The organism is Streptosporangium sp. CA-135522 (genome assembly GCF_050949235.1).
Taxonomy (GTDB): domain Bacteria; phylum Actinomycetota; class Actinomycetes; order Streptosporangiales; family Streptosporangiaceae; genus Streptosporangium.
Window position 1 is genome coordinate 8,459,624 of record NZ_CP192026.1, and the last position, 24,276, is coordinate 8,483,899.

11 protein-coding genes are annotated in these 24,276 nt (G+C 65.8%); 5 read left to right on the plus strand and 6 right to left on the minus strand.

Annotated elements, in window-relative coordinates; all coding sequences use genetic code 11:
* Positions 1–178 precede the first annotated feature (178 nt).
* The 3 genes from ACQPYK_RS39915 to ACQPYK_RS39925 all read left to right on the plus strand — a co-directional run bounded on the left by ACQPYK_RS39915 (position 179) and on the right by ACQPYK_RS39925 (position 3,630).
* The gene (locus ACQPYK_RS39915; RefSeq protein ID WP_433243485.1) at positions 179–592 is read left to right on the plus strand and encodes a hypothetical protein; all 414 of its coding nucleotides are present in this window, start codon (positions 179–181) and stop codon (positions 590–592) included.
* A gap of 2 nt (positions 593–594) precedes the next feature.
* Positions 595–3,321, plus strand: a complete 2,727-nt coding sequence (locus ACQPYK_RS39920; protein WP_433243488.1) for a KGGVGR-motif variant AAA ATPase — start codon at positions 595–597, stop codon at positions 3,319–3,321.
* Between the two features lie 108 nt (positions 3,322–3,429).
* Entirely contained in the window at positions 3,430–3,630 is a 201-nt protein-coding gene (locus ACQPYK_RS39925; protein WP_433243491.1) for a hypothetical protein, read from the plus strand.
* 8 nt (positions 3,631–3,638) lie between these two features.
* On the opposite strand, the gene ACQPYK_RS39930 is transcribed toward ACQPYK_RS39925, so the two are convergent.
* The 5 genes from ACQPYK_RS39930 to ACQPYK_RS39950 form a co-directional block, all read right to left on the minus strand.
* On the minus strand, positions 3,639–5,351 hold the full coding sequence (locus tag ACQPYK_RS39930) for a hypothetical protein (protein ID WP_433243494.1): 1,713 nt from the start codon (positions 5,349–5,351) through the stop codon (positions 3,639–3,641).
* Positions 5,352–6,039: 688 nt separating this feature from the next.
* Complete coding sequence (locus ACQPYK_RS39935) at positions 6,040–9,420, minus strand: Swt1 family HEPN domain-containing protein (RefSeq protein ID WP_433243497.1); 3,381 nt, start codon at positions 9,418–9,420, stop codon at positions 6,040–6,042.
* A 4-nt stretch (positions 9,421–9,424) separates the two neighbouring features.
* Entirely contained in the window at positions 9,425–12,211 is a 2,787-nt protein-coding gene (locus ACQPYK_RS39940) for a DUF1156 domain-containing protein (RefSeq protein ID WP_433243500.1), read from the minus strand.
* On the minus strand, positions 12,208–15,720 hold the full coding sequence (locus ACQPYK_RS39945) for a helicase-related protein (protein WP_433243503.1): 3,513 nt from the start codon (positions 15,718–15,720) through the stop codon (positions 12,208–12,210). The genes ACQPYK_RS39940 and ACQPYK_RS39945 overlap by 4 nt, the downstream gene beginning before the upstream one ends.
* Positions 15,721–16,080: 360 nt before the next feature.
* Entirely contained in the window at positions 16,081–17,637 is a 1,557-nt protein-coding gene (locus ACQPYK_RS39950; RefSeq protein WP_433243506.1) for a protein kinase domain-containing protein, read from the minus strand.
* Positions 17,638–18,597: 960 nt separating this feature from the next.
* On the opposite strand from ACQPYK_RS39950, the gene ACQPYK_RS39955 reads away from it, so the two are divergent.
* On the plus strand, positions 18,598–20,679 hold the full coding sequence (locus tag ACQPYK_RS39955; RefSeq protein WP_433243509.1) for an N-6 DNA methylase: 2,082 nt from the start codon (positions 18,598–18,600) through the stop codon (positions 20,677–20,679).
* A 92-nt stretch (positions 20,680–20,771) separates the two neighbouring features.
* Here ACQPYK_RS39955 and ACQPYK_RS39960 read toward each other — a convergent pair whose 3' ends face one another.
* Positions 20,772–22,277, minus strand: coding sequence for a serine/threonine protein kinase (locus tag ACQPYK_RS39960; protein WP_433243512.1), 1,506 nt, complete (start codon positions 22,275–22,277; stop codon positions 20,772–20,774).
* Between the two features lie 201 nt (positions 22,278–22,478).
* Here ACQPYK_RS39960 and ACQPYK_RS39965 point away from each other — a divergent pair, with 201 nt between their 5' ends.
* Positions 22,479–24,179: a PD-(D/E)XK nuclease family protein gene (locus tag ACQPYK_RS39965; RefSeq protein WP_433243515.1), complete on the plus strand. Its 1,701-nt coding sequence runs from the start codon at positions 22,479–22,481 to the stop codon at positions 24,177–24,179.
* The last annotated feature ends 97 nt before the right edge of the window (positions 24,180–24,276 follow it).

The following is a 24,276-nucleotide window of genomic DNA, read 5'->3' on the forward strand; positions in this document are numbered from 1 at the left end:
TGCGAAAGCGCGCACATCTGCGGACCCTGATCGGCGAACCGGGCCTCGCCCCCTCAGAGCGAATGGTGAACTCGCCGGTCTTCACCGTGGAGGCGCACGATCCCCCATCATGATCATTAACGGGCGATTCCATTAAAGGGCCGATAAAAAATGGAAAGCTCCGTTACGATCACGCACCGTGTCCGTAGACGTTGGCAGAAACCAGCTCCGCGCAAGTTTCACGACCCACCGGGATGCCTCACAAGCCTTGGAGGAAGGCGCCTCAACGGCGCTGCTCCTCTTCTACAGCGTCGAGTGTGGGCTGAAGGCGGTGCTCCTCGATCGCCATGGATGGCGGTCCACCTCCCAGTTGCCGAAGCATCTCAAAAGCCACAACCTGGATGGCCTCGCCAAAGAACTTCTTCTCCCCTTGCCTCTCTGCGACCGGATGGCCTACTGCGCGAGCCGGAAGGATCCGGGGGAACAGGTGGCTTTCGGAGAGCTTCACCAGGCTTGGAGATACGGCCGCGCCCTGGAGAAAAAGGGTGAGGAGAAAGCTCTTGCCGTGTTGCGCGAGCTTCTGAGCTGGTGTCAGCGAGAATTGAGAGTGTGATCATGCCTGAGCAGGAGATCAAGGCCCCCGAGCACATCTACACCTGGATCGATGTCGACGCCCATCTCGCGGCTATGGCAGCCGACGGCCAATGGCCGGACTGGCTCCACGAGTGCGATGCCTTTTGGGACGGCCTCGAAGTGACGATCGCTCCGCACGCGTTGCCGCAGGAGGCCCTGGCGTGGCTGAGCGACGCGTTCGGGGTGGGCTCGACAATGTCGCATGAGGGGGAGACCGTTCTCCGACTCGACGATGTTCCCGGACACCCTTCTGCCAGGCTGCTCCCGATCTCGGTGCGTCAGCGCGAGTTCGAAACGCCCCGGCGGGAGCCGCGGTGGAGGGAGCGGCGCATCGTCCGCGGCCTCGGCGAGCCGCTTCCCCGTCCAGAGGCCCCGTTCCCAGGCAACGTACGGATCGCAGCACTGCACTCATTCAAGGGCGGGGTAGGACGGACCCTCCACGGGGTGGCTCTCGCCGACGCCGTCGCCCAGCGCGGCAATCGGGTGCTTCTGGTCGACGCCGACCTGGAGGCTCCGGGAATCACCTGGATGTTCGGCGCACACGGCAGGCGTGTCGACTTCGGCTACGAGGACTTCCTCGCGCTGCTCCACTCCTCCGAGGACGGCCGTCCCGGCGACGCGGTGACACTGGGCGCGGCCTACCTGCCGAACCAGATGATCGGCAACGTGATCGTCATGCCTACCCGGCGCTCGCTACAGGACATCGCCCCGCCGCGACTCGAACCCACCGACCTGCTGACCCCAGACCGATCGATCTACTACCTGACCGAATCCCTCGCCGAGTTAGCCGACCGGCTCGGAGCCCAGACGGTTCTGATCGACCTGCGCGCGGGAAGCAGCGAACTCGCGGCTCCCGTTCTTCTCGACCCGCGCGTTCAGCGGATCTTCGTCACCACCGTCAGCGACCAGGCGTTGTACGGCATCGTCCGCACCATCCAGGAGCTCGGCCGGCGTGCGCCGACGCGGGCCGACGATCCGGCGAGCGTGGCCGTCATCACCCAGTTCCGCCAGGAGGGCCACTGGGAGCTGGCGACCTCGGCCGCGACCATGCTCCGCGACGCGATCTCCGGGACGCTCGAACAGGCCACCCCTGAAGACGAGGACCGGATCGTTGACCGTGACGTCATGCTGGAGCCCATCTTCAGCGTGTTCCAGGATCGACTTCTGGCGCTTCCCGCCTCCTGGGAGGCCGTCGTGGACGTGGTCCGGCGCCAGCAACTCACGCAGACGCTCGCACCGCTCGTCGAAGGGCTCACCCCTCCGAATGAGGTGGTCCTCACCGACGGAGCACTTGCCACGGAGGTGATCTCCGTGGCGAAACCCGACGACCTCGCCTACCGGCGCGGAATCCTGAGCGAGTTCGCTGGTCGGCTGGCGTATGCCGAAACGGCGGATGACACGGACTTCCTGCCTACCGAGTCGCTGCGGAACATGCTCGTCTCCCATCGGACCGAGCCGCCGCTGTGCGTGGTCACCGGAGCCAAGGGATCGGGAAAGACCTTCACCCAACTCCAGATGTGCTTCCGGAAGACATGGCGTGACTACGCGCGAGACGTCGGCGTCGAGAGCGTGGCCCTGGACGCCCTCCTGGCGCCGGTGCTCGTCTCCAAGAACCTCAGCGACTCCGCACGTGAACGGATCAGCAAGATCCAGCGAGACGCCTCCGCCTCCCCGGATGCCGAGCCCGCGACGCAACTCGAACTGCTCGACCTGATCGACGGCGCCCTGCGTTCAGAACTGACCAACGTGCAGTGGCGCCGGATCTGGCTGACCTGCATGGCCCGGGCCGTGGGGATCGACGCCTCCCCCGAGGACGTCGAGGAGAAACTGGTCGACTTCGGCTCCACGAACACCCGGATCTTCCTGTTCGACGGGCTTGAGGATCTTCTTCAGGACCTTCTCGACAACGACGTCCAGCGACAGGCGCTCCGCGTCCTGCTCATCGACTGTCTCGACTGGCTGCGCAGCCTTCGCGGCCGGCCGCTCGGTCTGGTGATCTTCGTCCGGCGCGATCTCGTCCAGTCGGCCATCCGGCAGAACTACGCGCAGTTCTTCGCCCGGTACAGAGATTACGAACTCAAGTGGAACCATTCCGAAGCCCTGCGGCTGGCCCTGTGGGTCGCGCAGCGTTCCGGAGCCCTTCCGGGCCTCACCCCCAAGGAGGTGGCCGCGACGAAACCTCAGGATCTCAGCACGATGCTCCATCCGCTCTGGGGAGAGAAGATGGGCTCCCCCAAATCCCGTGAGGCTCGATCGGACGGGTGGTTCCTGGCTGCGCTCTCCGACTTCAACGAGCAGATCCAGGCACGCGACATCGTGATCTTCATTAGGGAGTCGGCCACCTTCTCGGTGGAGGACAGCCGCTGGCCGACCCGCCTTCTCGCCCCGGCCGCGATGAGGAAGGCCCTCGTTCAGTGCAGTCTGGTCAAGATCCGCGCGATCACGGAAGAAAGCCCCCAGGTAGGCGAGCTCCTCAACCATCTCGACGGCCTTGCCTCGGAGAAGAAGAGAATCCCCTTCAGCCCCGGGACGGTCGAGCTGTCGAACCAGGACCTGGAGATCCTCGCGGCCAACGGCGTCGTCTTCCGCGAGGAGGATCAATATTGGATCCCCGAGATCTTCCGCCACGGTCTCTCCTTCAAGGCCACCGGCCGGCCGAAGATCCTGGCGATCGCGAACCTGGTGCGTCAGCAGAACAACCTCGACTGATATGCGGCACACCGGCTGATGTTCCGCGCCTGAAGCTCGTCCTCTGTGGTCAGAAGAGCCATCACGCCTTGGTTTGACGGCGTTGCGGGGGCAGATGAGGCTGATCACATGGCAGCTGACTTCACCCCGGAAAAGCTCACCGATGTCATGAGATCTGCCTGCCGTACGGCGGGGCTGGATCCAGCAGGGGCCAAGTTGGTACGGCTGGGAGAGAACGCCATCTACCGGCTCACGACCGAGAATGTCATCGTGCGGATCGCGCGCGGGCAGGAGCGGCTGCCGATCGCAGAGAAAGAGCTGTTCCTCTAGCAGCCCACTCAGTTGGTCGATTTGACGTCCAGGTGAGGGCCCAGGTATCCGATATATATTTTTCCGGTCCCGTGCACGTCGTCGTAGAAATGCAGGCGAGGCGAGCTCATTCCCGCGCCTCCGCCGATACGAATATGCGCCCACATATGAACACGCCCCAAAAAATTCACCTCAAGCGGAACGGGAAGATTTCGCTGACGACGCATCTTGATATTGTTACGCACCGTCTCAGACTCATCTGATTTAACCTTTCCAGCGGAAATAGCAGCAACTCCAGAGGGTGGCTCGACACACCAGTGCCGGAAGTCACCCTTAAATTTTCCTTCAGCCACAGCGTCGGCATACTCCTGAAACGCGAGGACGACCTGCCAGGCGGTCTGGGCCCATGTCGACGACTGTGCCTTCTCTTCAAGTTTCCACACTACGTCGATGTCTCCGGTGAACTCGACACGGTCGAGACCATCGAGCCGATCCAGAACCTCCGGCAACTGCGTAGGAAGGTTGGTCGGCCCCTCGGCCGGTACGTATGCCTCAGCCGCACGCCCGGCTTCCTTGAGTCGCCTTCGCAGTACACGAACCCAGTCTGCCAGTTCGGCGATCTTTTCATTGGCTGCTTCAAGGTCTGCCGAGACGTCTACCAGATCGCTTTGCGAGTCAGCGATTTCCTCTCGAAGCTTCTTCTCCTCGTGTCCTGCCATTTCGAATAGTTCTCGGAGTTCACCATTCTCTTGGCGAAGATCTTTGATTTCCCGCTGGAAGGCCACAAGAGACGAGCCGGTGTCCTCCTCCGACAGGGAAGGCGGCTTGGGCAGGCTGGAGGTTACGGAGACGACCGTACGAGACAACTTACTCAGCGGCCCAGGTAGACGTCCGTCGGCCGCCAACCTCCGAGGAAGCCCCGCGAGAAGCTGAGTGGCCCGGCGAGCGTCGGCCTGAATACGCGGTTCGGACAGCACCCTGTGGCGGACCGCATCCTCGTCAACCGCCGGATCCAAGTCAGGAAGATAGGTCCGAACTGCGCCTCCCCAAACTCCGAAAGCACCGCCCATGGCTTTGTTGAAATCGGCTTCTGCCAATGGGTCGAGGATGTAAAGGCTCGCGAGGCCAGGCAGGAATTTCGTCACCTCCTCAACTTTTCCGCGCCACACATCAAAAGGAATTCGACTGTGTGGTGACGCCACCACGGCGGGAAGTCGCCGCTCCTCATCGGTGAGGATTTCCAATAGATCTTCAACTCTGTCAGGTCTGATGAGAATAGGCGTCGGGGACAGCTCGGCCCAGTGATCGCGAGCATGGACAGCCGCCAAAAGTTTACGAGCGATACCAGGGATCGCAGCCTGTATAGGCTTGCGATCATCATCCGTATCGTGAGCGGTTCGCACGTACTCGACGTCGAGCCAGAACCAGGTGCGCGGTTCCGCGTTCTTGGGCTTCGGCGGCGCGTGAACGACCAATGAGCTGAGCCAATATCCACCGTCCTGATGCTCGCGCAGCTGCCACTGCCGAGTCTGCGCACCATCTTCATCCGAGCGAGCATTATGAAGAAATATGATTCCGCTACCCAACCGCACCCGTCCGGCGTCATAAGCGGAGATATCAATATCTTTATGCTTGGCTTTGTCGACCAGCCAGGAACGTAATTCTCTAGTGGCATCGGTGAATGCGTCAGCCGGTTCCTGGGCAGCATGGAAGACGGTACGATAGCGGCCGAATGTCACCATTTCTCCTATCTGTAGAATTGCCGAATTTTCATGTGGGGAGCCTTCGGGGAAACAGCGGACACTATTCGACGCTGGTGTTGGAGAACGAGATCTGCTCGCTCTCCCAGGGCTGCGGCACAATGATGGGGCAGGCCAGGGGTCGGCCCTCTCGCATTCGAGCGTCTCGCGCCAAGCGTCGATGGCGGCGGAGGCAGGAGCGGCTTGACGGGCATCGTCGCGGTGTCGCTCGTGACCCAGATGGGCACGGCGGCATGGCCTGCGTGCTGCCGATCGCGACGCCTCGCGTGGTGGGCTTCTCCAGCGTGCGCCAGAAGAGGGGCGATCCACTGGGGCAGCCCTGATAGAGCAACTCGATCAGCTTGGCGGCCTGGGCGAGTTTCCAAACGTAACCGCGTCGGATCTCGGGAAGCTTGACTTCTCCACTGAGGAGACGTCCCACCAGGGTCTGGGACGTCGCGCTCTGCTTTCTCCACCGCCATGCGGGCTCCGTGCGATCAGACGAGGGTACCGCGTGAATTTTTACTTTAGTTAGAAAAGTTGTTTTCTCCAACGATTAGATAGATTGAGATCACTTTGCAGCGAGATAGCAAATAGTATTATTTGGGCAAATACGATAAATTAGCGCTATTTCTGCTCCGGATAGGGAGACGTGCCCGCTCGGCTGCGGCGAGCGGGCACGTCAGGCGCCTCAGCGGTCCTCGAAGCCGAACTGGTCGAACTTCAGCACGCGAGCGTTCTCCGAGACGATGCGGACCTTGTCCTCGGGGAAGCCGTCCGCCTTGCGCGCGGTGATCTCGATGCTGAGCTCCAGCTCCGCCCCTTCCGCCGCGGCCAGGTGCTGGATGACCTCCTGGACCATCTTCGTGAAGCTCTTCTGGTAGAACTCCGGATCCAGCTTGGCGGCCCCGAAGAACCTGACGTTCTTGGGGCCGGGCGGCGGGGTCGGAGCCGGCTTCCCGGGCTTCGGAATGGTGATCGAGACCTCGCCCGAGCCGGTGCCCGCCCCGGCGGCGCTGACGCCTCCGTCAGCCGGCTGGGTTCGCTGGGCGGCCTCAGCCTCGGTCCTTGCCCTTTCCTCTGCATCGCGCTGGGCCAGGGCGAGGTCAGGCCGGACCAACAGGGTGTTGTCGGTGATCTGCCCGAAGTGCCCCCGAGGCGGCATGGCCAGTCCCTCGAACCGCTCGCCGTCGAAGCCCGTGGCGAGGGCGAAGCCGGTGCGCTCCCAGTCCATCTCGTCGAGTCCGGCGGCGATCCCGTCGTCCAGCACCTCGCGGCCACGGAGCCTCGGGAGATAGGGATAGCGGCAGTAGTAGTCCCACAGCTCCTTGACGGAGATGTGGCCCTTCTGCCAAACGCTGGCGAGCTCGTTGTCCAGATTCCCCCGAATGACGGAGGCGGCCTGGATGATGCGGAGCGCATCGATCTGGCGCAGCTTGGCGCTGACCCGCTCGGCCAGCCGGTCCCTGCCACCGTCGGCCTTCTCGGTCTGCCAGGTGATGTGGCCGCCAGGCAACTGCGCGGGGACGAACGCCCAGTAGTAGGTCTCCCGGATACGCAGCTCCACGGCCTGGTCGGCGTTGGCGAGCCGGGTCGTGACCTGCTTCGCCTGCTGTTTGGTGAGGTCCAGCTCCTCCTCGCGTCCCGCGATGTGCTTCCAGGCGAGATACTCCCGTACGGCCTCCGCCAACTCCTCCATCCGCTTGGCGTCACCGGCGAGGAAGACGAGCATGTTGCGGTTGATCCGCTGGGCACTGCTCTTCCTGTCGAGGATCCGCTGGGCGAGGTCCCGGGCCGAGGAGCCGTCGTCGTTCTTCGAGTGGACGACGCTCGGGTGCAGGATGACCAGGCGCGCATCGCCTGTGTCCGGCACGTCCGCGCTGTCGTCGGTAACGTGCACTGCGGAGAAGTCCCCCCGCGATCTGAGCTCCTTGGCCCGCAGCCGCGTGACGATCTCCAGCCAGACGTCCTCCTTGTGCAGCCGCTCGGCGTAGTCCTTGGCCGTGCGGGCCACCGATGCCTGCGTGTCGTACCAGTAGCGGGCACCGTCCACGTAGAGGAAGGTGGCCCGGTCGGTGAGCACGTGCAATGCGGAGCCGAAGTTGCCGACGACGTCGCCGGGGATGGCCACACCGAGCCAGATGTTCTGGTGCTCGATGCCCTTGTGCTGCTTGGTCAGCGTCGGCGCGGCGCCGAAGAAGAGCGTCCTGGCCAGCCGGCGGGTGAGCGCCCGCTTGCCGAAGACGGTCCGCTCCCTGTCGATCTGGACCGGCGTGGCCGTCTCGCTGTCGACGTCGGTCTCGATGATGGCCTTCCAGTTGTCCTGGAGGTATTGCGTCAGCTCACTCACCACGGCCGGGTTGTTGAGCGGCACCGAACCCGGCATGATCAGCGGTCCGGCGTCCTGGGACTGCCAGAGCTTCTGGATGACGACGCTCATCAGCCGCAGCACACCACGGGTGCGCTGGAACCTGTCCAGGGTGGACCAGTCCTCGTACAGCCGGTCGAAGAGCTCCGGATGGATCGGGTAGGCGTCGATGATCCGCTTCTCGTAGGAGACCTCGGAGCACTCGCGCGGGAACTCGCCCTTGTGGTCGTTGTAGAACTTCCAGAACTGCTTGGCGATGGCCCCGATCTCGGCCTTGGCCTTCGCGTCGGGCTCCTCGAACAGACGGCGCCGGACGATCTCGAAGGACTCGTGGGCCTGGGCGGGCTGCCACTGCTCCGCGATGCGGCGGATCACGTTCTGCAGCCGATCCAGGGCGGCCTGGCCGTTGACGCCGCCGACCTCCAGCGCGCTGCCCATGATCCCGTTCTCCGCCTCGCCCTGGCTGGAAGCGGGGATGGAGACGACGAGCAGCGCGCCGGGCACGGCCCTGACCGCCTCGGTGATGGTCTGCGCGAAAGTGAACTGGGTGTCGAACGTTCCGGCCTCGAGGTCGTCACGCCCGTAGAGCTGCCGGGCGTAGGCGACCCACTCGTCGATGAGGACCAGGCACGGCGAGTACGCCGCCAGAAGCCTACGCAGCGCGTCACCCGGGTTGGTGTGCGCCTGGTCGGCCTCCCTGACGATCTCGTACGCCTCCCGGCCGCCGAGTTGCCAGGCCAGCTCGCCCCAGATCGTGCGGACGTGCGTGCCGTCCTCCTTGACCTTTCCGGCCGCCGGGTCGATGTGGTTGCCGACGAGCGCGGCCCGGTTGACCTTCGCACCAACCGCGTTGGTGTCGATCCCCTGCAGCAGATCGACGACCTCCTGCGGGAACACGTGCAGGGGGGTACCGGAGAAGACATGCCACAGGGCGAGCATGGAGTGGGTCTTGCCGCCACCGAAGTTGGTCTGCAGGTTCCAGACCGGGGTGGCGTTCATGTCCCCACCGACCCGGGCGACGGCCCGCTTCAGCAGGTCCTTCAGGCCGTCGGTGAGATAGGTGCGGCGGAAGAACTGGACCGGGTCGGAGTATTCCTCGCTGTTGCTCTCCCCGATGGAGACCATGTGCAGGTCAGCGGCGAACTCAGCCGAGTCCAGCGTGCCCGTGGCGACATCCTGATGCGGGGTGATGACCTCCCGCCACGGCTTCAGCCCATTGGCCTCGATACTGGGCATGGAGGTCACCGACTGGGCGGCCTTGCGAGTCTCGCTGTCGTAGAGGCTCCGCTGCTGGTCGAGGCGGAGCTTACGCACCTCGTCGGCTCGGTCCATGGCGCCGACCGCGACCAGCAGCCGCTCCATCGTGTCGAGGGCACGGTAGGTGTCGTCACCGGAGAACGGCTTAGTGTGCGCCCATTTGTTGCCGACCTCCTTCAACTCGCCGGCGAAGTTCTGCTCCACTCGGGAGAGCCGATCCTTGAAGACCCGCCACTCCTCGATGATGATTCTGAGCAGAAAGCGCACGTCGGTCTTCTCGTAGACCTTGTTGGTGCCATGCTTCGCCGCATCCCGTGCTTCGATGACCTTCGCCCAGTCCTGGCTCCCGGGCGTGGCCATGCTCATCATCATCTCGACGAACGGCTCCAGCCCCACCCCGAGAATCTCGAGACCGCGGCCAATCCTGTCCCTGTTGCTCAGCGCCATCTCGTCAGTCCTCTTCGGGGGTGAAGTCGAACGTTCCCTGCGTCATCGCGGCAGGTGAAGCGGTGCGTGCCACCTTCTCGATCTCTGACCACGCCGAGCCGAGCGCGTTGAACAGCAACGCCGTCTTGGCCCAGTTACGGCGCTCGCAGATCGAGAAGAGCAGGTAGGCGAGTTCCTTGGCCGTGTCGAGGTCAATCCTGAGCTTCGCGGCGGCCATGAGCTGACCGGCCTTGCCAATGCCCTTCTCGTCCAGTCGCCTGGCCAGGTGCATGACCACCTCCCAGACCGAGATCCGGTCATCGGCTTGCGGGTCGTAATCCGAAGGAAGCTCATGCGGGCTGAGGAGCTGGACGATCCCGCCGCGAGACTTGAGCACCCCTGAGCGGTCGAGACCGGCCACAGTGGTGTCCATGGCTCTGGAGAGCGTCTCGGCCTGGCCGAATTTCCCCTCGTCGAAGCCGTAGGTCTCGAACCATTTGATGCAAAAGCGGGTGTCGGCGTCGAAGTCGCCCTCCTGCTCCGAGAGCACGTCGGCGAGGATCTGGTTGATCAGGATGAGCGCCGTCCGGACCCGCATCGGAGAGCCATTGGCCTCGGCCACCTGGGCGTACCGAGAGAACACCGCCATCCCCGGCCCGATCGCCGCCTGCGCCAAGTCCACCGGAGCGATACCGCCCTGCTGCAGGTCCCGGAGCGCGCCCGGAAGCTTTGCCTTGAGCGCGTTGATCAGCCCTCGCCTGTCGGTCACCCCAGCGGTCTCGCGGCGTGGCTTACACGCCAGCACCACCGAGGACGCAAGCGCGTTGCTGCCGATTTCACGTGATCGACCTGCACGCTCGGTACGGATAGGCCATGTAGCAGTGATCGTCCAGCCACTTCTGATCATGCCTTCGAGTAGTGTTTCCCAACCGGTCGACGCCTCACCACTCTCATCCATCTCAGACTGTTTGAACGCATAGAAAACCGCGATCGGAAAGTGTTCCGGCGCATCTTGCCGAATTAGAGCGAAGACCCGTTGAAACCCATTTTCGAAGAATTTCGTTGCTTCGTCCTTGCCGCCACGGCGGAACGGATCAGCCACAAGTTCATCAACTTTGGGTGTCAACAGAGTACCGAGCAGATCAGGGAAGGTAGGACCAAGCGATCGTCGCAACCAGACATAGAAGAAGTCCGCCAAATCTGCATAACCAATGTTGTCATAGTATGGCGGATCGGTAGAGACGACGACTTCTTTATAAGAACGATCAGTAGCGCTAATTTGATGCGCCGATCCCGACAGTCGGGCAGGAACGTTTCCAAGCACCTTGCGAGCAGTTTCAAGAGAAACGCCAAAATCTCCCGCCGCTCCCGCAAAAGGACTTACTTCGACAAAATCCCAGGACATAGGTATCGCCTGTCGGGCGAATAGATTTCTCGCCTGATCGCGACTGCTCGACCACGTCACAATTCTATTATTAAGATCCGCAGTCCGACTAAAAGCCAGGGCCAAGTAGATTACAACTGAATCTGCGTAAGCCACTGCACCAGTGTCTCCTTGAGCGAGCGGCGCCCCCTGCACAAGACCAGCAGCAAGAGCATCGGCGAGAACTTGTTTTCGCACCTCGGCCACTAGATCACTGACCGTAGTGAGTGCCACAAGTTGCCGGTTGGTGAACAGGTCTGCCCACGTGGTCATTCCATAACCCTGGATTCGGAAGCCAAGAGCCTGCTCCGGAAGCTCTCCTTCAGGCGCATCGGCAGGGCGAGGGATGTCTGCAGCCTGCTCGTGTTCCTCCGCAGGGGCGAGGTAATAGCGCGTCCGCGGACCCTCCGCAACGACAGCCATCAGCTGAGCGCCCATCCGTTTGGCTTTCCCCTCCGCACGAATATAGGACAGAGGGGTAGGAGTGTTACAGATTAGGCAGATGGCGCCAGCACGGCCGACAGTGCCTTCTTGAGGCCGACCTTTGGCCCTCTGAATTTCGAAACGGACGCGCTTTTCTTTAATAATCGGCTCGACGTAGCACTCTTTTCCCTTCTTCTGACTGAGCCAGAAAGACCGGACCAGCGGCATAGTTCCGCCACAGGCCGGGTTGGAGCAGGTGACAGTGCGGGCCCAGATCCACGCGATGACATTGACTTCGGTACCATCCTCAAGCTTGGCCTTGGGATAGAGGTGGCCGATCTTTTTTTCGGCCTCGTCCCGCATCCACTGGCCGTATCGGCGGACATCCTCAGCAAGGCCGGTCGCGCTGGGCCAGTCCCCCATTCGGGACTCGGCCACACCGGGAAAGACTGGAGGGCGCCCCGCCCACTTCGGCGGGATCTCGATCAGCGCCTTGTTGATGAGCACCGGCACCGGGTTCAGGTCCGAGGCATGCGCCTCCAGACCGAGGCGCTGGGCCTCCAGAGGGATCGAGCCGCCCCCGGCGAACGGGTCGAGGATCGGCGGCGGATTGCCGTCGCAGGACTTCCAGATCTCGGTCTTGGCCTCCTCATAGAGGGCCTTGTCGTTGATGTTGTCCCAGTCGACGAGCCGCTCGATGATATTGAAGAGGCGCTTACGCTCCAGCGCCTGGTCTTCCTCTGTGGGAAACTCCTCCGGGTGCGAGGACGGGTCGTCCACGAGCTGGGCGAAGAGCACCGCCCGGCAGGCGGCCAGCGGTCGGCGGGCCCACCACAGGTGCAGGGTCGACGGGTGACCGTGGCGGATCGACTTCTCGCGAGCCGACTGCTCATTGATGGCTTCCAGAGGAAGTGCCACCTCGATCAGCTTGCGCCGGTATCCACCCGAACCCGTACCAGTGCTCATACCGGTGCTCCTCCTCGTGCCCATTCCTTGTTCCAGTCGCCACCGAGGTCGGTGGCGGCGAAATCGCCGAAGTTCACATCCCGGAAGGGATCGACGAGGTAGCGGACCTCGTCATGTGTCGTACCGTCCGGGTGCACGCTGACCAGCGCGAGCCGGAAGTTCGGACCGGTGTTCTTACCTGTCAGGACTTCCGTACGTGTGACGTGGAAGTCCCTTGCGCCGTCTACTCGGCCTTTGACTTCGATGAAGACCCAGTGGTCGTCCACCGTCCGGGAGCGGATGTCGTAGCCGGGGTTGTTGTGCGCCATCTCCTCCGGCAGACGCCCGAGCTTGCGTTCCTCGGCCAGCACGCGATCCACCGCACGCCGCTCCACCTCGGCCGTCTCCCGCGCGTACGCCTCCGGCGGGCCGTCGCGCAGCCCGGCCAGCCGGTCCAGCAGGCCCTGCGGGACTACCAGCGCGCCCCCCGCCACCAGCGGGGGCCGGACCTGGAGCAGCTCGCCCCGGTCGAGCTCCGCCATCCGGCGGTTGAGCCGCGCTTCCAGGTCCCGGGCCCGTTTGGCGGCGGTCTCCGGGCGGATCTTCAGCGTCTTGCCGGTCAGCTCGGCGTCCAGCAGGTCGGCGTGGCGGGTGTCCCAGTAGTTGATCTCCTGGAGGAGGCGCTGCCGGACGAGAGCCCGGGTGCGGGCGGTCTCCCCCGCCAGCCGCGCCCGGAGCTCGTCAACGAACGAGGCCAGGCCGTTCCCGATCGCCCAGCCGACGGCGACGTCCTCCACACCGCTCGCCAGCCAGCTCTCCTCCAGCACTCCGGCCACGAGCCGCCGCTCCTCTTCCGAGGCGGGCGCGTAGTCGAGGTAGGGTGCGGCGCCGGCCGTGCGGGCCGTGGACCGGCCGACCTCCACGAAGTCGAAGCGCTTGCTGACGGCCCGGCCGTGGCCGTCGGCGATCTCCTGGGAGACGGCGGCCAGCACGTGCGGCTCCTCGGCCACGTCCCGTCGGTCGACCAGCACCGCGCCCTGCTTGAGCTGCGTGCCGTACCGCTCGATGACCAGTGAGACCACCGTGTCGAGCAGCGGGTGGCCGGGGGCGAGCAGGTCCGCCCGGGGCCGGCCGGCGGGCCGGACGAGCTCGCGGTCGAAGGCGACGCGCTCGTAGCGGCGCAGCACCGGGACGCCCACCCTGATCTGGCGGTCGTGCTCGACCAGGTCGCCGGGCACGTGGGTGATCTCGTAGCGGCCGGACTCACGCTCGGAGACGCGCCCGCCGAACAGCTTGAACGCGGCGAGGAAGAACGCCTTGACGTAGTGCGGCTGCAGGCGGCGGGCCTGGGCCTCCTCCATACGCAGCCGCCACTGGGCGACGTCGGTCTCGCCCAGCCTCTGGTGGGCCAGCGCGCGCTCGGTCATCAACTTGTCGAGGCCCTCGCCGACCGAGGCGTCGATGACCTGGTTGAGCCGGTCACGGACCTCCGGCCGGTCACCGTACTGGATGGCCTCCATGAGCAGTTTGCGCAGCGGCTCGCCATGGAAGGCCTCGCCGAGGACGTCGAAGACCTTGCCCTTGTAGGCACGGCGCTGCTCGTCGATCTTGTCGAGCAGACGCAGGAAGACGGCGCCTTCGCGGGTATCGGCGGCGACGAGGTTCCATAGGTGGCAGACCTCGGTCTGGCCGATGCGGTGGATGCGGCCGAAGCGCTGCTCGATCCGGTTGGGGTTCCACGGCAGGTCGTAGTTGACCATGAGATGGGCTCGCTGGAGGTTCAGGCCTTCGCCCGCCGCGTCGGTGGCGACGAGGACCCGGCACTCCCTGTCCTGGGTGAACAGCTCCTTGATTCGGCGGCGCTGGTCGCGGGAGACGCCGCCGTGGATGGCGACCACGGCCTCCTCCCGGCCGATCAGTCCGCGGATCCGCTCGACGAGGTAGTCGAGGGTGTCCTTGTGCTCGGTGAACACGATGAGCTTGCGCGGAGCGCCGTCGGTGTCGCGGATCAGGACATTGCCGTACAGCAGTTCGGACAGCTCGCTCCACTTGCGGTCGGTGCCGGAGTTGCGCACCCGGCGGGCGAGCTCGACCAGGTCGACGAGGATCTCGAGCTCCTTGTCGAGCTCGGCGAGGGTCTGCGCGGTGGTCGCGGCGTCGACGACGTCGTCCTCGAGCTCTTCGACCTCGGTGCTGGACAGGTCGTCGAGCTCGGCGTCGAGGTCTTCGGGGGCCTTGCCGAGTGCGCTCGCGAGCCGCTCCCTGAGCCGGGTCTCCAGGGGGCTTCCGCCGGTGGCCAGCTCGTGGCGGAGCTGCTGGAGACGCTTGTGGCGGCGGACCAGGGACTGGAGGATCGCCTCGGGACTGGAGGCGAGGCGGCGCTGGAGGACGGTGAGCGCGAAGCCGACGGTGTTGCCGCGGCGGCCTTCGCCCTGGGCGGCGAGCTGCTGGGCCCTGCCCATCTGCTCGCGGACGTAGTCGGTGACGACCTCGTACAGCTCGCGCTCGGCGGGTGACAGGTCGTACGGCACCGTGTAGGCGCGGCGCTCGGGAAAGAGCGGCTTGCCCTCGAAGGTGAGCAGGTCTTCCTTCACCATGCGGCGCATGAGGCCGTCGGTGTCGGCGGAGCTGATGCCCTCTCGGTATTTGCCCTCGAAGCGGTCGGAGTCGAGCAGGCCCATGAAGAGCTGGAAGTCGGCCTCGTTGCCGGCGTGCGGGGTCGCGGTCATCAGCAACAGGTGGCGGGCGTGCCTGCCGAGGAGCTCGCCGAGTAGGTAGCGCTTGGTCTTCTTCAGCTCGTCGCCGAAGTAGCGAGCGGACATTCGGTGGGCCTCGTCGACCACGACGAGGTCCCAGTCGCTCCGCTGGAGCTGCGCCTGCAGCTCCTCACTCCGGGAGAGCTGGTCCATGCGGACGAGAAGCAGCGGGTAGCGTTCGAAGACACTCTGGTCGAGCTGGGCATCGATGAGCTGGCGGGTAAGCTGCTCGAACCGGAGGCCGAACTTCTCCAGCAGCTCCTCCTGCCACTGCTCGACCAGCCCGCCCGGCGCGACGATCATGCATCGTTCCAAGTCGCCACGGAGCATGAGCTCCTTGATATAGAGCCCAGCCATAATCGTCTTTCCGGCGCCGGGGTCGTCTGCGAGGACGAAGCGGAGCGGAGTGCGGTCGAGCAGTTCGCCGTACACCGCCTGAATCTGGTGCGGCAGTGGCTCTAGATCGCTGGTGGTCACCGCCAGCATCGGATCGAATCGGGCGGCCATGCGGATGCGGAGCGCCTCTGCGGCGAGCTTGAAGAAGGCGCCGTCGCCGTCGAACCCGTAGGCGGCGGAAGCTTTGCGCAGGCTCAGCCGGGATTCGTGGTCCCTGTAGAGGAGCTGGTCGGCCACCTGGCCGTCGCCGGACTTGTAGGTGAGGTTGACCGCGTTGGATCCATACCATTTGATCGCGACCACGGAGACGTCACCGCTCGGCGTCACCCCACCGACGACGGCCCCAGGAGTCAGATCCTCAAGCCTGACTCCTGTCACCGCGAGTCCCCACCCACAAGACAGGGGAGATATGTCGCGGCATTAAAGCCTTTTCGGTCAGTCCGCACGGAGCCAAATACCCGATCTACGATGCTGATGGGTTTCACCCAGCTTTAATAGGCCTGACGCACCTCACGCGACAAGCCTGGAGTATTAGACATAATTACTTAAATCGGACACGCGTTAACAAACTACTCATGTTGCTAATAGGGCTCTAAGGTTTTGTGCGCCCATAGGTCGCACTAGAATTCCTCAAGCGCTCGTAAAATGTACACACAAAGAACGAGTCCACACAAGAAGAATTTGTGAACTAAGCTCACCCGATTTGAGTTGCGGTCACCGCAAATAGTGACGGACTGGTCACATGGTGAGTCGGATGAGACTGTTACGGACCTTGGTCACGTCTGGGTGCTCCGGTCCGTGTAGCCGAGTTAGATCGTCCAGCAGGGCGGACAAGGTCAGACGGGCGCGTTCGGTGTCGCCCGCGCCGAGCTCGAGGAGCCCGATCTGCCGTCTCAACTCCAGCGGCCGGGGATCGTTTCCGCCATAGACGGCCTGTTCATCGGCCAGCAGACCCTTCAGCATGCTCAGGGCTTTCCCCGTCTCCCCCATCAGGGCCTGACAGGTCGCCTCCTGGCGGCGGCAGTGGAGCACCCTCTCGTCATAGGGGCCGTGCTTACGCGCCCTGTCCCGGTGCAACTCGCCGAAGGCCGGAGCCGCCCGGCGATAGTCCCCACCCTCGAAGAGCACTTCCGCCAGGCGCAGGCGGAGAGCGAGCACCTCGTCATCGAGAGGACCCAGCATCCGATCAGCGGGGACCACGACGGCACTGAGCACTTCGACCGCCTGACCGTAACGCGACGCCTTCGCCAGCGCCTCGGCCTGGCTGCAGGCCCGGGCGAGGTCACCATGGCTGAAGTCGAAGCCCCCGGATGTGGCCTGCTGGAACGGTTCTGGCGAGGTCGCCGTCCGCGGAACAGGCTCGGAACGCGCATCCGCCCCGCCTGCGATGCGGCTGACGACTTCCGCGTACATGCGCACCGGGCTGAGGCCAGGGCTCATGACGCCAAGGAGAGGTCTCACCTCGTTCACAAAGGGCAGCAGAGCGTCGTGAACCGCCTTGGCCTGGGCAGGTCGGTCCTCCGCGCGTTTCGCCAGCAGTCGCTGCACGAGCCGGTCCAGCTCTTCAGGCACATCAGAACGGTGAACCCGCACCGAAGGTGCGGGTTCGTGGACCTGCATCTCGAAGAGGTGATACTCCGTCGACCCGTCGAACACCCGCTGCCCGGTGAGCATCTCGTGGAGGACGAGTCCGAGGGAATAAAGATCACTCTGGGGACCCACCGCCGCGCCCCGGACCTGCTCCGGCGACATGTAGGCGGGTGTGCCCATGATGGCCCCGGTCCGAGTGAGCCTGGGCAGCTCAGGATCGTGGAACATGGCCAGGCCGAAGTCCAGCACCTTGACCGTGCCCTCATGACAGACCATGAGGTTCGACGGCTTGAGGTCACGGTGGAATATGCCCCGCTCGTGGGCGGCACACAGCACGGCCGCGACTTGGGCGGCAATTCCCGCAGCCCAACCGAGGGGAAGCGCGCCATGCTCTCCCAGGATGTGATCCAGCGTGGCACCTTCGACGAACTGCATCACCATGAACGGCCGGGGGCCGAAGCTCGGATCCTCGTAGACGTCCGCCTCATAGAGGGCGGGCGCGCCGGGATGCTCCAGTTTTGCCATGATTCGCGATTCATGGATGAAGCGCTTCACCAGAGTCTCGTCGGACCGGCCATAGGGAAAACGGATCAGCTTGACAGCGACCCTGCGGTCCAGCTTCTGGTCGTAGCCTCCGTAAACCTCGCCCATGCCGCCTCGGCCGAGCGGGAGATCGTCCAGCTCATAGCGGTCGCCGATGATCATCCGACCCGCCTCCACTAGCCCTCCGAAGAGCTGCATTACCGGGCAAAGTTACACCGGTTATGACCCGCGCTACAGGAGTTCGTTCGCCAGGTCTCGAGGCTGCCCCGATGTCCTATTTGTAGATATTTCCAGACAATCTCCCTCGTGAGGTACACGCGCCAAAGCACTGTCCGCCTCATTGCTATTCGAGGGAGTGAGCAGCCAGCACCTTCGCTATGCGCTCCTCAAAGGTGCTGCCTTCCACTCGAGCCTTCTCCGGCCCCACGTATTGCCGCCATCGGGAAGGATGCCGCGGCGCGCCTGCCACCATCCATACCTGGCGGACACCGGCATCTCTAAGGTGCTGACCCAGCCAGGACACCTGCTGCCGCAGCACGGCACCCGTCTGTCCCGACACCCGATTCGAACCCCACGCGAACAGGACCTCGTCAGCTCCAAGGACTGCCTCCGCGAGCAAGGCTCGAGAACGGGCTATCTCCGATTCTTTGATCACAGTAGCGCCGAGCTGAGTCTGATCCTTCGAAGGAACATCCAAGAGGTTGGCCAGATGGAAGCGACCGCACTGGACCAGGGGAAGGACGCAACCGAGGTTACGGAATGAGATCGTCTCGGCAGCAGGACGGAGTGCGGGATTCAGCAAGATGGCACATAGCGTCCGCGAGTCGTGACTCACCCCATGCCGCATGCGGTCTTCTCCTCGATCAAGGAAACTGAGGAGACTGTAGCGGGATGCACACGCACCCCTTGGCCCAGTTGCCCGTTTACGGCACCTCGCTCTGGTTTTAGTGGTGATGTTGCCTGCCGACGGCAGAGCCGGCCCTTGGGTGAACTCAGTCCATGGATAGGCTTCCAGAGGGCCTTGCCAAAGGTGCCGCGGTGGTGCTTGCCTTCGCAGGCGGATTCCGCCCCGCGTCTCTCGGTGGCAGGTCGCCACCCTCCTGTCCCTTACTCGGAGACACCATGCCTCCCTCCGCTGACCCGTCCGTCTCCGTCACCCTGGCGGAAATAGCAAGGATCGCCGGTGTCGGCCGCGCGGCCGTCAGCAACTGGCGTCGCCGTCACGAGAGCTTTCCCACACCGGTCGGCGGCACGGACACCAGTCCGCAGTTCGCGCTGTCGCAGGTGGAGGAGTGGCTGCGGCGGCAGGGAAAGCTCAAGGAGGTCGGCAGCCGGGAACGGCTGTGGCCGGAGTTCGAGGCGCTTGGGGACCGCGACGCGATGGGAACGGCGATCGCCGCGACCGGCGCCAGGCTCGGCGCGGCGGAGGACCCCCGGATCGAAGCCGGGCTGTCCGGCACCCAGCGGTCACTGGTGGACAGGGCCGTGGAACTGGCGAGGAAACACGGCGCCTACGACGTCTTCGACTTCCTGCTCGGCCGCTGGCTCGACACGCATGTGCGGCAGATCGGTGTCGCCCCGCCCCCGCTGGCGGACCTGATGGCCGAGCTCGCCGAGGCGGCTCGCGACGGCGGGTACGGCAACGCCCACACCGTGCTGGACCCGGCGTGCGGCACCGGCGGACTTCTGCTCGCCGCCGCCCGGCGGTGGGGTGATCCGGTGGGCGCACGCACTCCGGACAGCCCGCTGAGACTGCTCGGCCAGGACACCGACCCGGTTCAGGCGGCTCTGGCCGCCGTACGCCTCCTGCTCGCCGGACAAGCCTCGGGGCGCGCAGTCGCCTGGGAGAGCGACGTCCTGCCCGGGGCCACGCTGCGCGCCGACCCGCACGCGGACGTCCACGCCGACGTGGTGCTGTGCAACCCGCCGTTCAACGAACGCGACTGGGGATACGAAGAGCTCGCAACCGATCCGCGCTGGACGTACGGCCTGCCGCCTCGCACCGAGTCCGAGCTGGCCTGGGTGCAGCATGCTCTTGCCCGCCTGGCGCCCGGCGGGACGGCGGTGTTGCTGCTGCCTCCCGCGGTCGCCTCCCGCAAGGCGGGCCGCCGGATCCGGGCCGCACTGCTGCGCGCGGGCGTGCTACGTGCGGTCGTCGCGCTGCCGCCGGGCTGCGCGCCTCCCCACAGTGTCGCGTTGCACCTGTGGGTGCTGCGGGCACCCGACGAGGGAAGACCCGATCCGAGTTCGGAAGTCCTACTGGTGGACGCCGCCGACACGCAACCGGAGACGACCGGCTCGGCGCAGCGGACGGGCCGGGCAGGGATCGACTGGCCGCTTCTGCGCAGGAGCGTGCTGTCGGCCGTACAGGCGGGAGACGACGGCGAGGATCGGCCGTGCGCCTACGCCTCGGTGCCGGTGATCGACCTGCTGGACGATGAGGTGGATCTCACCCCGGCCCGGCACGTGCCCGGGGCGGCGTCGGAGGGCCTGAGCCTGCGGCGCTCGTGGAGTCGGTTCGGCACCCTTCTTCATGAATTGCGGGACCTGACCGTCACACTGTCCAAACTCGAACTGAGCGCGGAGGAGCAGGGCGGCCAGGGTGCGGTGACCGTGGGCGACCTGATCCGGGCGGGGACGCTGACGCTGCGGTCCGGACAGCAACCACCGGACGGCGCGGTGCGCACCGGCGACGCCCCGGCGGACGCCCTGCCCGTGCTGACCGTTTCGGACGTGCTGGCTGCGGGCAGACCGGCCGGCTGGCTGCCGGCGCGGGAATCCGCAACGGGCGAGGCGGCGGGGACCCTCACGGTGACCGCTCCGGACGAGGTGGTGATCGTCGGCGCCTACCGGGCGTTCGACGCCTGGGTGGACACCGACGCCCCCACAGTGCTGGGTCCACAGCTGTTCGCCCTGCGGGTGGATCCCGCACTGCTCGACCCATGGTTCCTGGCGGGCTGCCTGCGCGCCCCGGCCAACGCGCGGAGAGCGGGAACCCACGCCTCCACCTCCTCCCGCATCGACGTCCGCAGGCTCCAGGTGCTGCGTCTGCCGCTGGAGGAGCAACGCCTCTACGGCGAGGCCTTCAGACGGTTGTCGGCCTTCGAGCGGTCACTGCGGGAGGCGGGGACGGTGGGCAGGGAACTGGTGAAGGGGCTGACCGACGGCCTGTCCGCCGGAAGACTGCCCGGGGACCGAATGTGAACGACGACCCGCCCGTCCGGGCCGTCGCGACCGGACACGGGCGGCATCCGTGCCCGGGCACCCCGCCAGGGTGACGGTCTACCCGGCGACGGTCACGGCCTGCGGCGCCTGAGCGGCGTGAGGATCTCATTCACCTCCGTGTCGCGCCCCAGCTCGGACAGCTCGACGCCGAGGTCCTCACAGCGGACGACGATCCGCTCGGCGAGCCCGACGGGCAGTGCACCGGCCGCGCCCACCACGTCGCGCAGGCCTTCCAACGCCGCGTCGAGCTCCCCGGACGGGATGCGGCACTCGGCGACTCCCAGCAGAGCGGTCAGTCTCTCGGCCCTGACCACCGGATCGGCCGATCCCCCGATGTCGTCGACCTGCTGCCGATAGAGGTCGCCGGCCCGGACGCAGTCCCCCGCGATGCGCAGGCTGTCGGCGCAGGCCGTCCGCGCCCTCCGGACGAGCGGGTCGGCGCCGAACTGACGCCGCGCGGCGGGCAGGAGTTCGGCGAGACGCTCGGTGGCAGGACCGGCCTGCCCTTCGGCCAGTTCCTTGCCGACCTCGGCCAGAACCTCCTCGACGCTCCGGCGGCTGATCCAGGTGCCCGCCCGGCGTGAGCGGGCGGCCCGCAGAGCCGCCACGGGGTGGCGCGCGGCGTCGGCGCCCCCGGCGGGAGATCCGTCCGGCTCCCTGAACCCGCGCGTCGGGTCGGGGTCGACCCGGGGGTCCGGAGCCGGGTCGCCGGGGACGGGAAGGTAAGGCCTCAGTATCTTCAGGACGGTCTGGACGTCGGGGGGCCTGTCGCCCGGCTCCTTGGCGAGAAGCCTAAGGATGAGCTCGGCGATGTCGTCCGGCACCCAGGGCGCGAACTCCTGAACCGACGGCGGAGCACTCTCCAGGTGCTGGCGGACGATGCTCAGCCCCCTCTCGGTCCCGAACGGCCGTCGTCCGGTGAACAGCTCGAAGATCACGCACCCGTAGGCATACAGATCGGTGCGCAGGGTGAGCGGCTCCTCCCTGATCTGCTCGGGCGCCATGTATCCCTTGCTGCCGAGCGTCGCCCCCTGCGCCGTGTAGCGGGTGACACCGGGACTCAGAGGCAGGGCGATACCGAAGTCGATGAGGACGACGGTCCCGTCACGGTCGATGACCACGTTGTACGGCTTGAGGTCGCGATGGATCAGCCGGGCCGCGTGCGCGCAGGCGAGGGCGTCGGCGATCTGGCAGGCTATCGCGACCACCACGGACCGCGCGAACGGCCACTGGGTCTCCAGGAACCGGTGGAGTGACTTGCCCCTCACCAGCCGCATCGCGATGTAGGGGCGGTCTCCGTGGGTACCCCTGCCGTACAGCTCCGGAATGCCGGGGTGACTCAGGCCGGCCAGGACCACCCCCTCCCGACGGAAGCGGCCGTGCAGCTCCATCCGGCCCTGGTTCATGTGCTCGGTGTCGAACCACTGGCCGACGAGGTCCCGGGCGGGGCGGACGACCTTGACGGCGACCTCACGGTCTCCTCCCATGTCGAAGGCCTCCCACACCTCGGCCATGCCGCCTTGGCCGAGAAGCCTCACCAGCCGGTAGCGGCCGTCCAGCTCGTCTCCAGGCTCCATGTTCACCTTCCGGACGGTGTTCACACATGTCCCACAAATCGCTCATGTCGCCTCCGTAACGACAGGAGCAGTGTACGTGAACCTAATGACAAGTTATTCATCTCTTGACTCAGTTCACAGTAGATGCTCTCCTAAGACTGGCCGCTGCCGCTCTGCCGCATCAGCCCCACCCATATGACCCGACCCAACAGAGGGGGTCCGATGACCGCCTGGATTCCGCCCCCCGGTACCGCCGGCGACGGTTCGCTCGTGCGCACCGGACTGCCCATAGCGCGGGAGGACTCCCGCGACTGCCCCGTCGCCGTCGCCGTCAAGAGCCGTCCCTGGATCCAGGCGGACCCCGAACCGCCCCGCCGCCGCGAGGAACTGCAGGGCTTCACCCTGAAACCGCTAATGGACACGCTTGACCTGATTGAACATCAGAGATTGACGGTCGCGCAGGCGATAGAGGAACTTCGCCGGACTCGTGGCACCTTCGACCGGGAAGGCCGCTCTCCCGCTCATCCCGGGCTGGTCGAGTGGACCGCCGCCGCGGTGCCCCGTTATCTTGCCGCCCGCACCGCCGAGGAGGCCGGGAGGGCGGCTCGCACCCACCCCGTCCGGGACGAATGGGTGGTGGGACGAACCCTCAGATCACCCGACCGTCGCGGCGCCACCCGCTATGAGCAGACCGCCTGGGGACGCCGATACCTTTCCTCCGACGGAAGCGTCCGCGAGCTGTGGCTGCTGTCCTTCGGCGCCGTCAAGAAGGAACGCTCCGACTCGGAACTGGCGGCGGCGGCCCACACCGTCGCCTTCGGCATCCCGAGCACGGCGCGGTACGGCAAGCCCTACCGGCCCGTGAAGGGGCTGCCCGCCGCTCGCATGAACCGTCCCCGGCAGGTTCGGATCGTGGGCGTCGGCTGCGGCGACGGCAGCAGCGCCGTTCTGCTCGACTGGGACCTGGAGGAGGTCGGCAGACGCTACACCGAGCATGCCGTACCGGCCCTGGGCCGAGCGGTGGACGGAACCACGCACGTCCCCGGCTCCAGTTGCGTCGACTGCAAGGCCCTGGGCGGGTGTACGGCCTTGCACGAGGCTCCCGGCCTGCTGGCCCTGCTCCCCGGCAGACCACGTCCTCGGCGTAGTGTGTCCGCCAGCGACCTGCGAACTCACGACGAGTGCCCCGCCCGGTTCCACCTCACCCGCCAGCTGAAGTTGAGATCCTCACGTCCGGAGAGTGCCGCGATCCTGCGGGGCCGTGCCGTCGATGCCTGGCTGAACGAGCGGCACGCCGCCCTTCCCCTCCGGGGATGCCGACACGCGGCGGGACCCGAGGATCCGGGCGACTGGTCCGCCGGAGGTCATGTCCTCACCGGTGACGAGGCCCGGACCGGCGCCCGCATGATCGCCGAACATGCGGCCCTGTGCCCGCTCGACGGGCTCGGTCCCAGCGAGCGGGTGCGGGTGCAGCCTCAGCTGACCTGCTATGACCCTGAGCTCGACGTCGTCGTCATCGCCACCCCCGATCTGCTCCACACCCGCGCGGGTGGATGGATCTGGCGGGAGACGAAGACCACGGGCAACCATCTGCGGGAAGGGAGGTCATTGATGCGCACCTATCCCCAGCTCGCCCTCGCCGTCCTCATGATGGCCTCCGGAGTGCTCGGCGGAGACACCCGCCGATCCCGGATTGAGCTGGAGATGCTCTATCCGGACGACGGCGGCTTGGAGGAGCTGGATCCCGGCCTTCCCTCCATCGTCGACGAGGCCCGCACAGTGATCGCCGAGATGGCCGGGCCCTGGCTGCGGGACACCTCCTACGCCCCGAATCCCGGCCGGCGCTGCGGCGACTGCGAAGCCCTCGACTGGTGCCGCCCCGGCCGCGAGCACCTCGCCACGCCGCCTGCCCCGCTCCGCTGAGAGCACCGGCCCCGGCAAAACCCCCTTTCCCCCGGACCGCCCCTCCCGGATCCGACCCGCCCGAACCCTTCCCGAGAAACCCCCGCCAGGAGGCCGT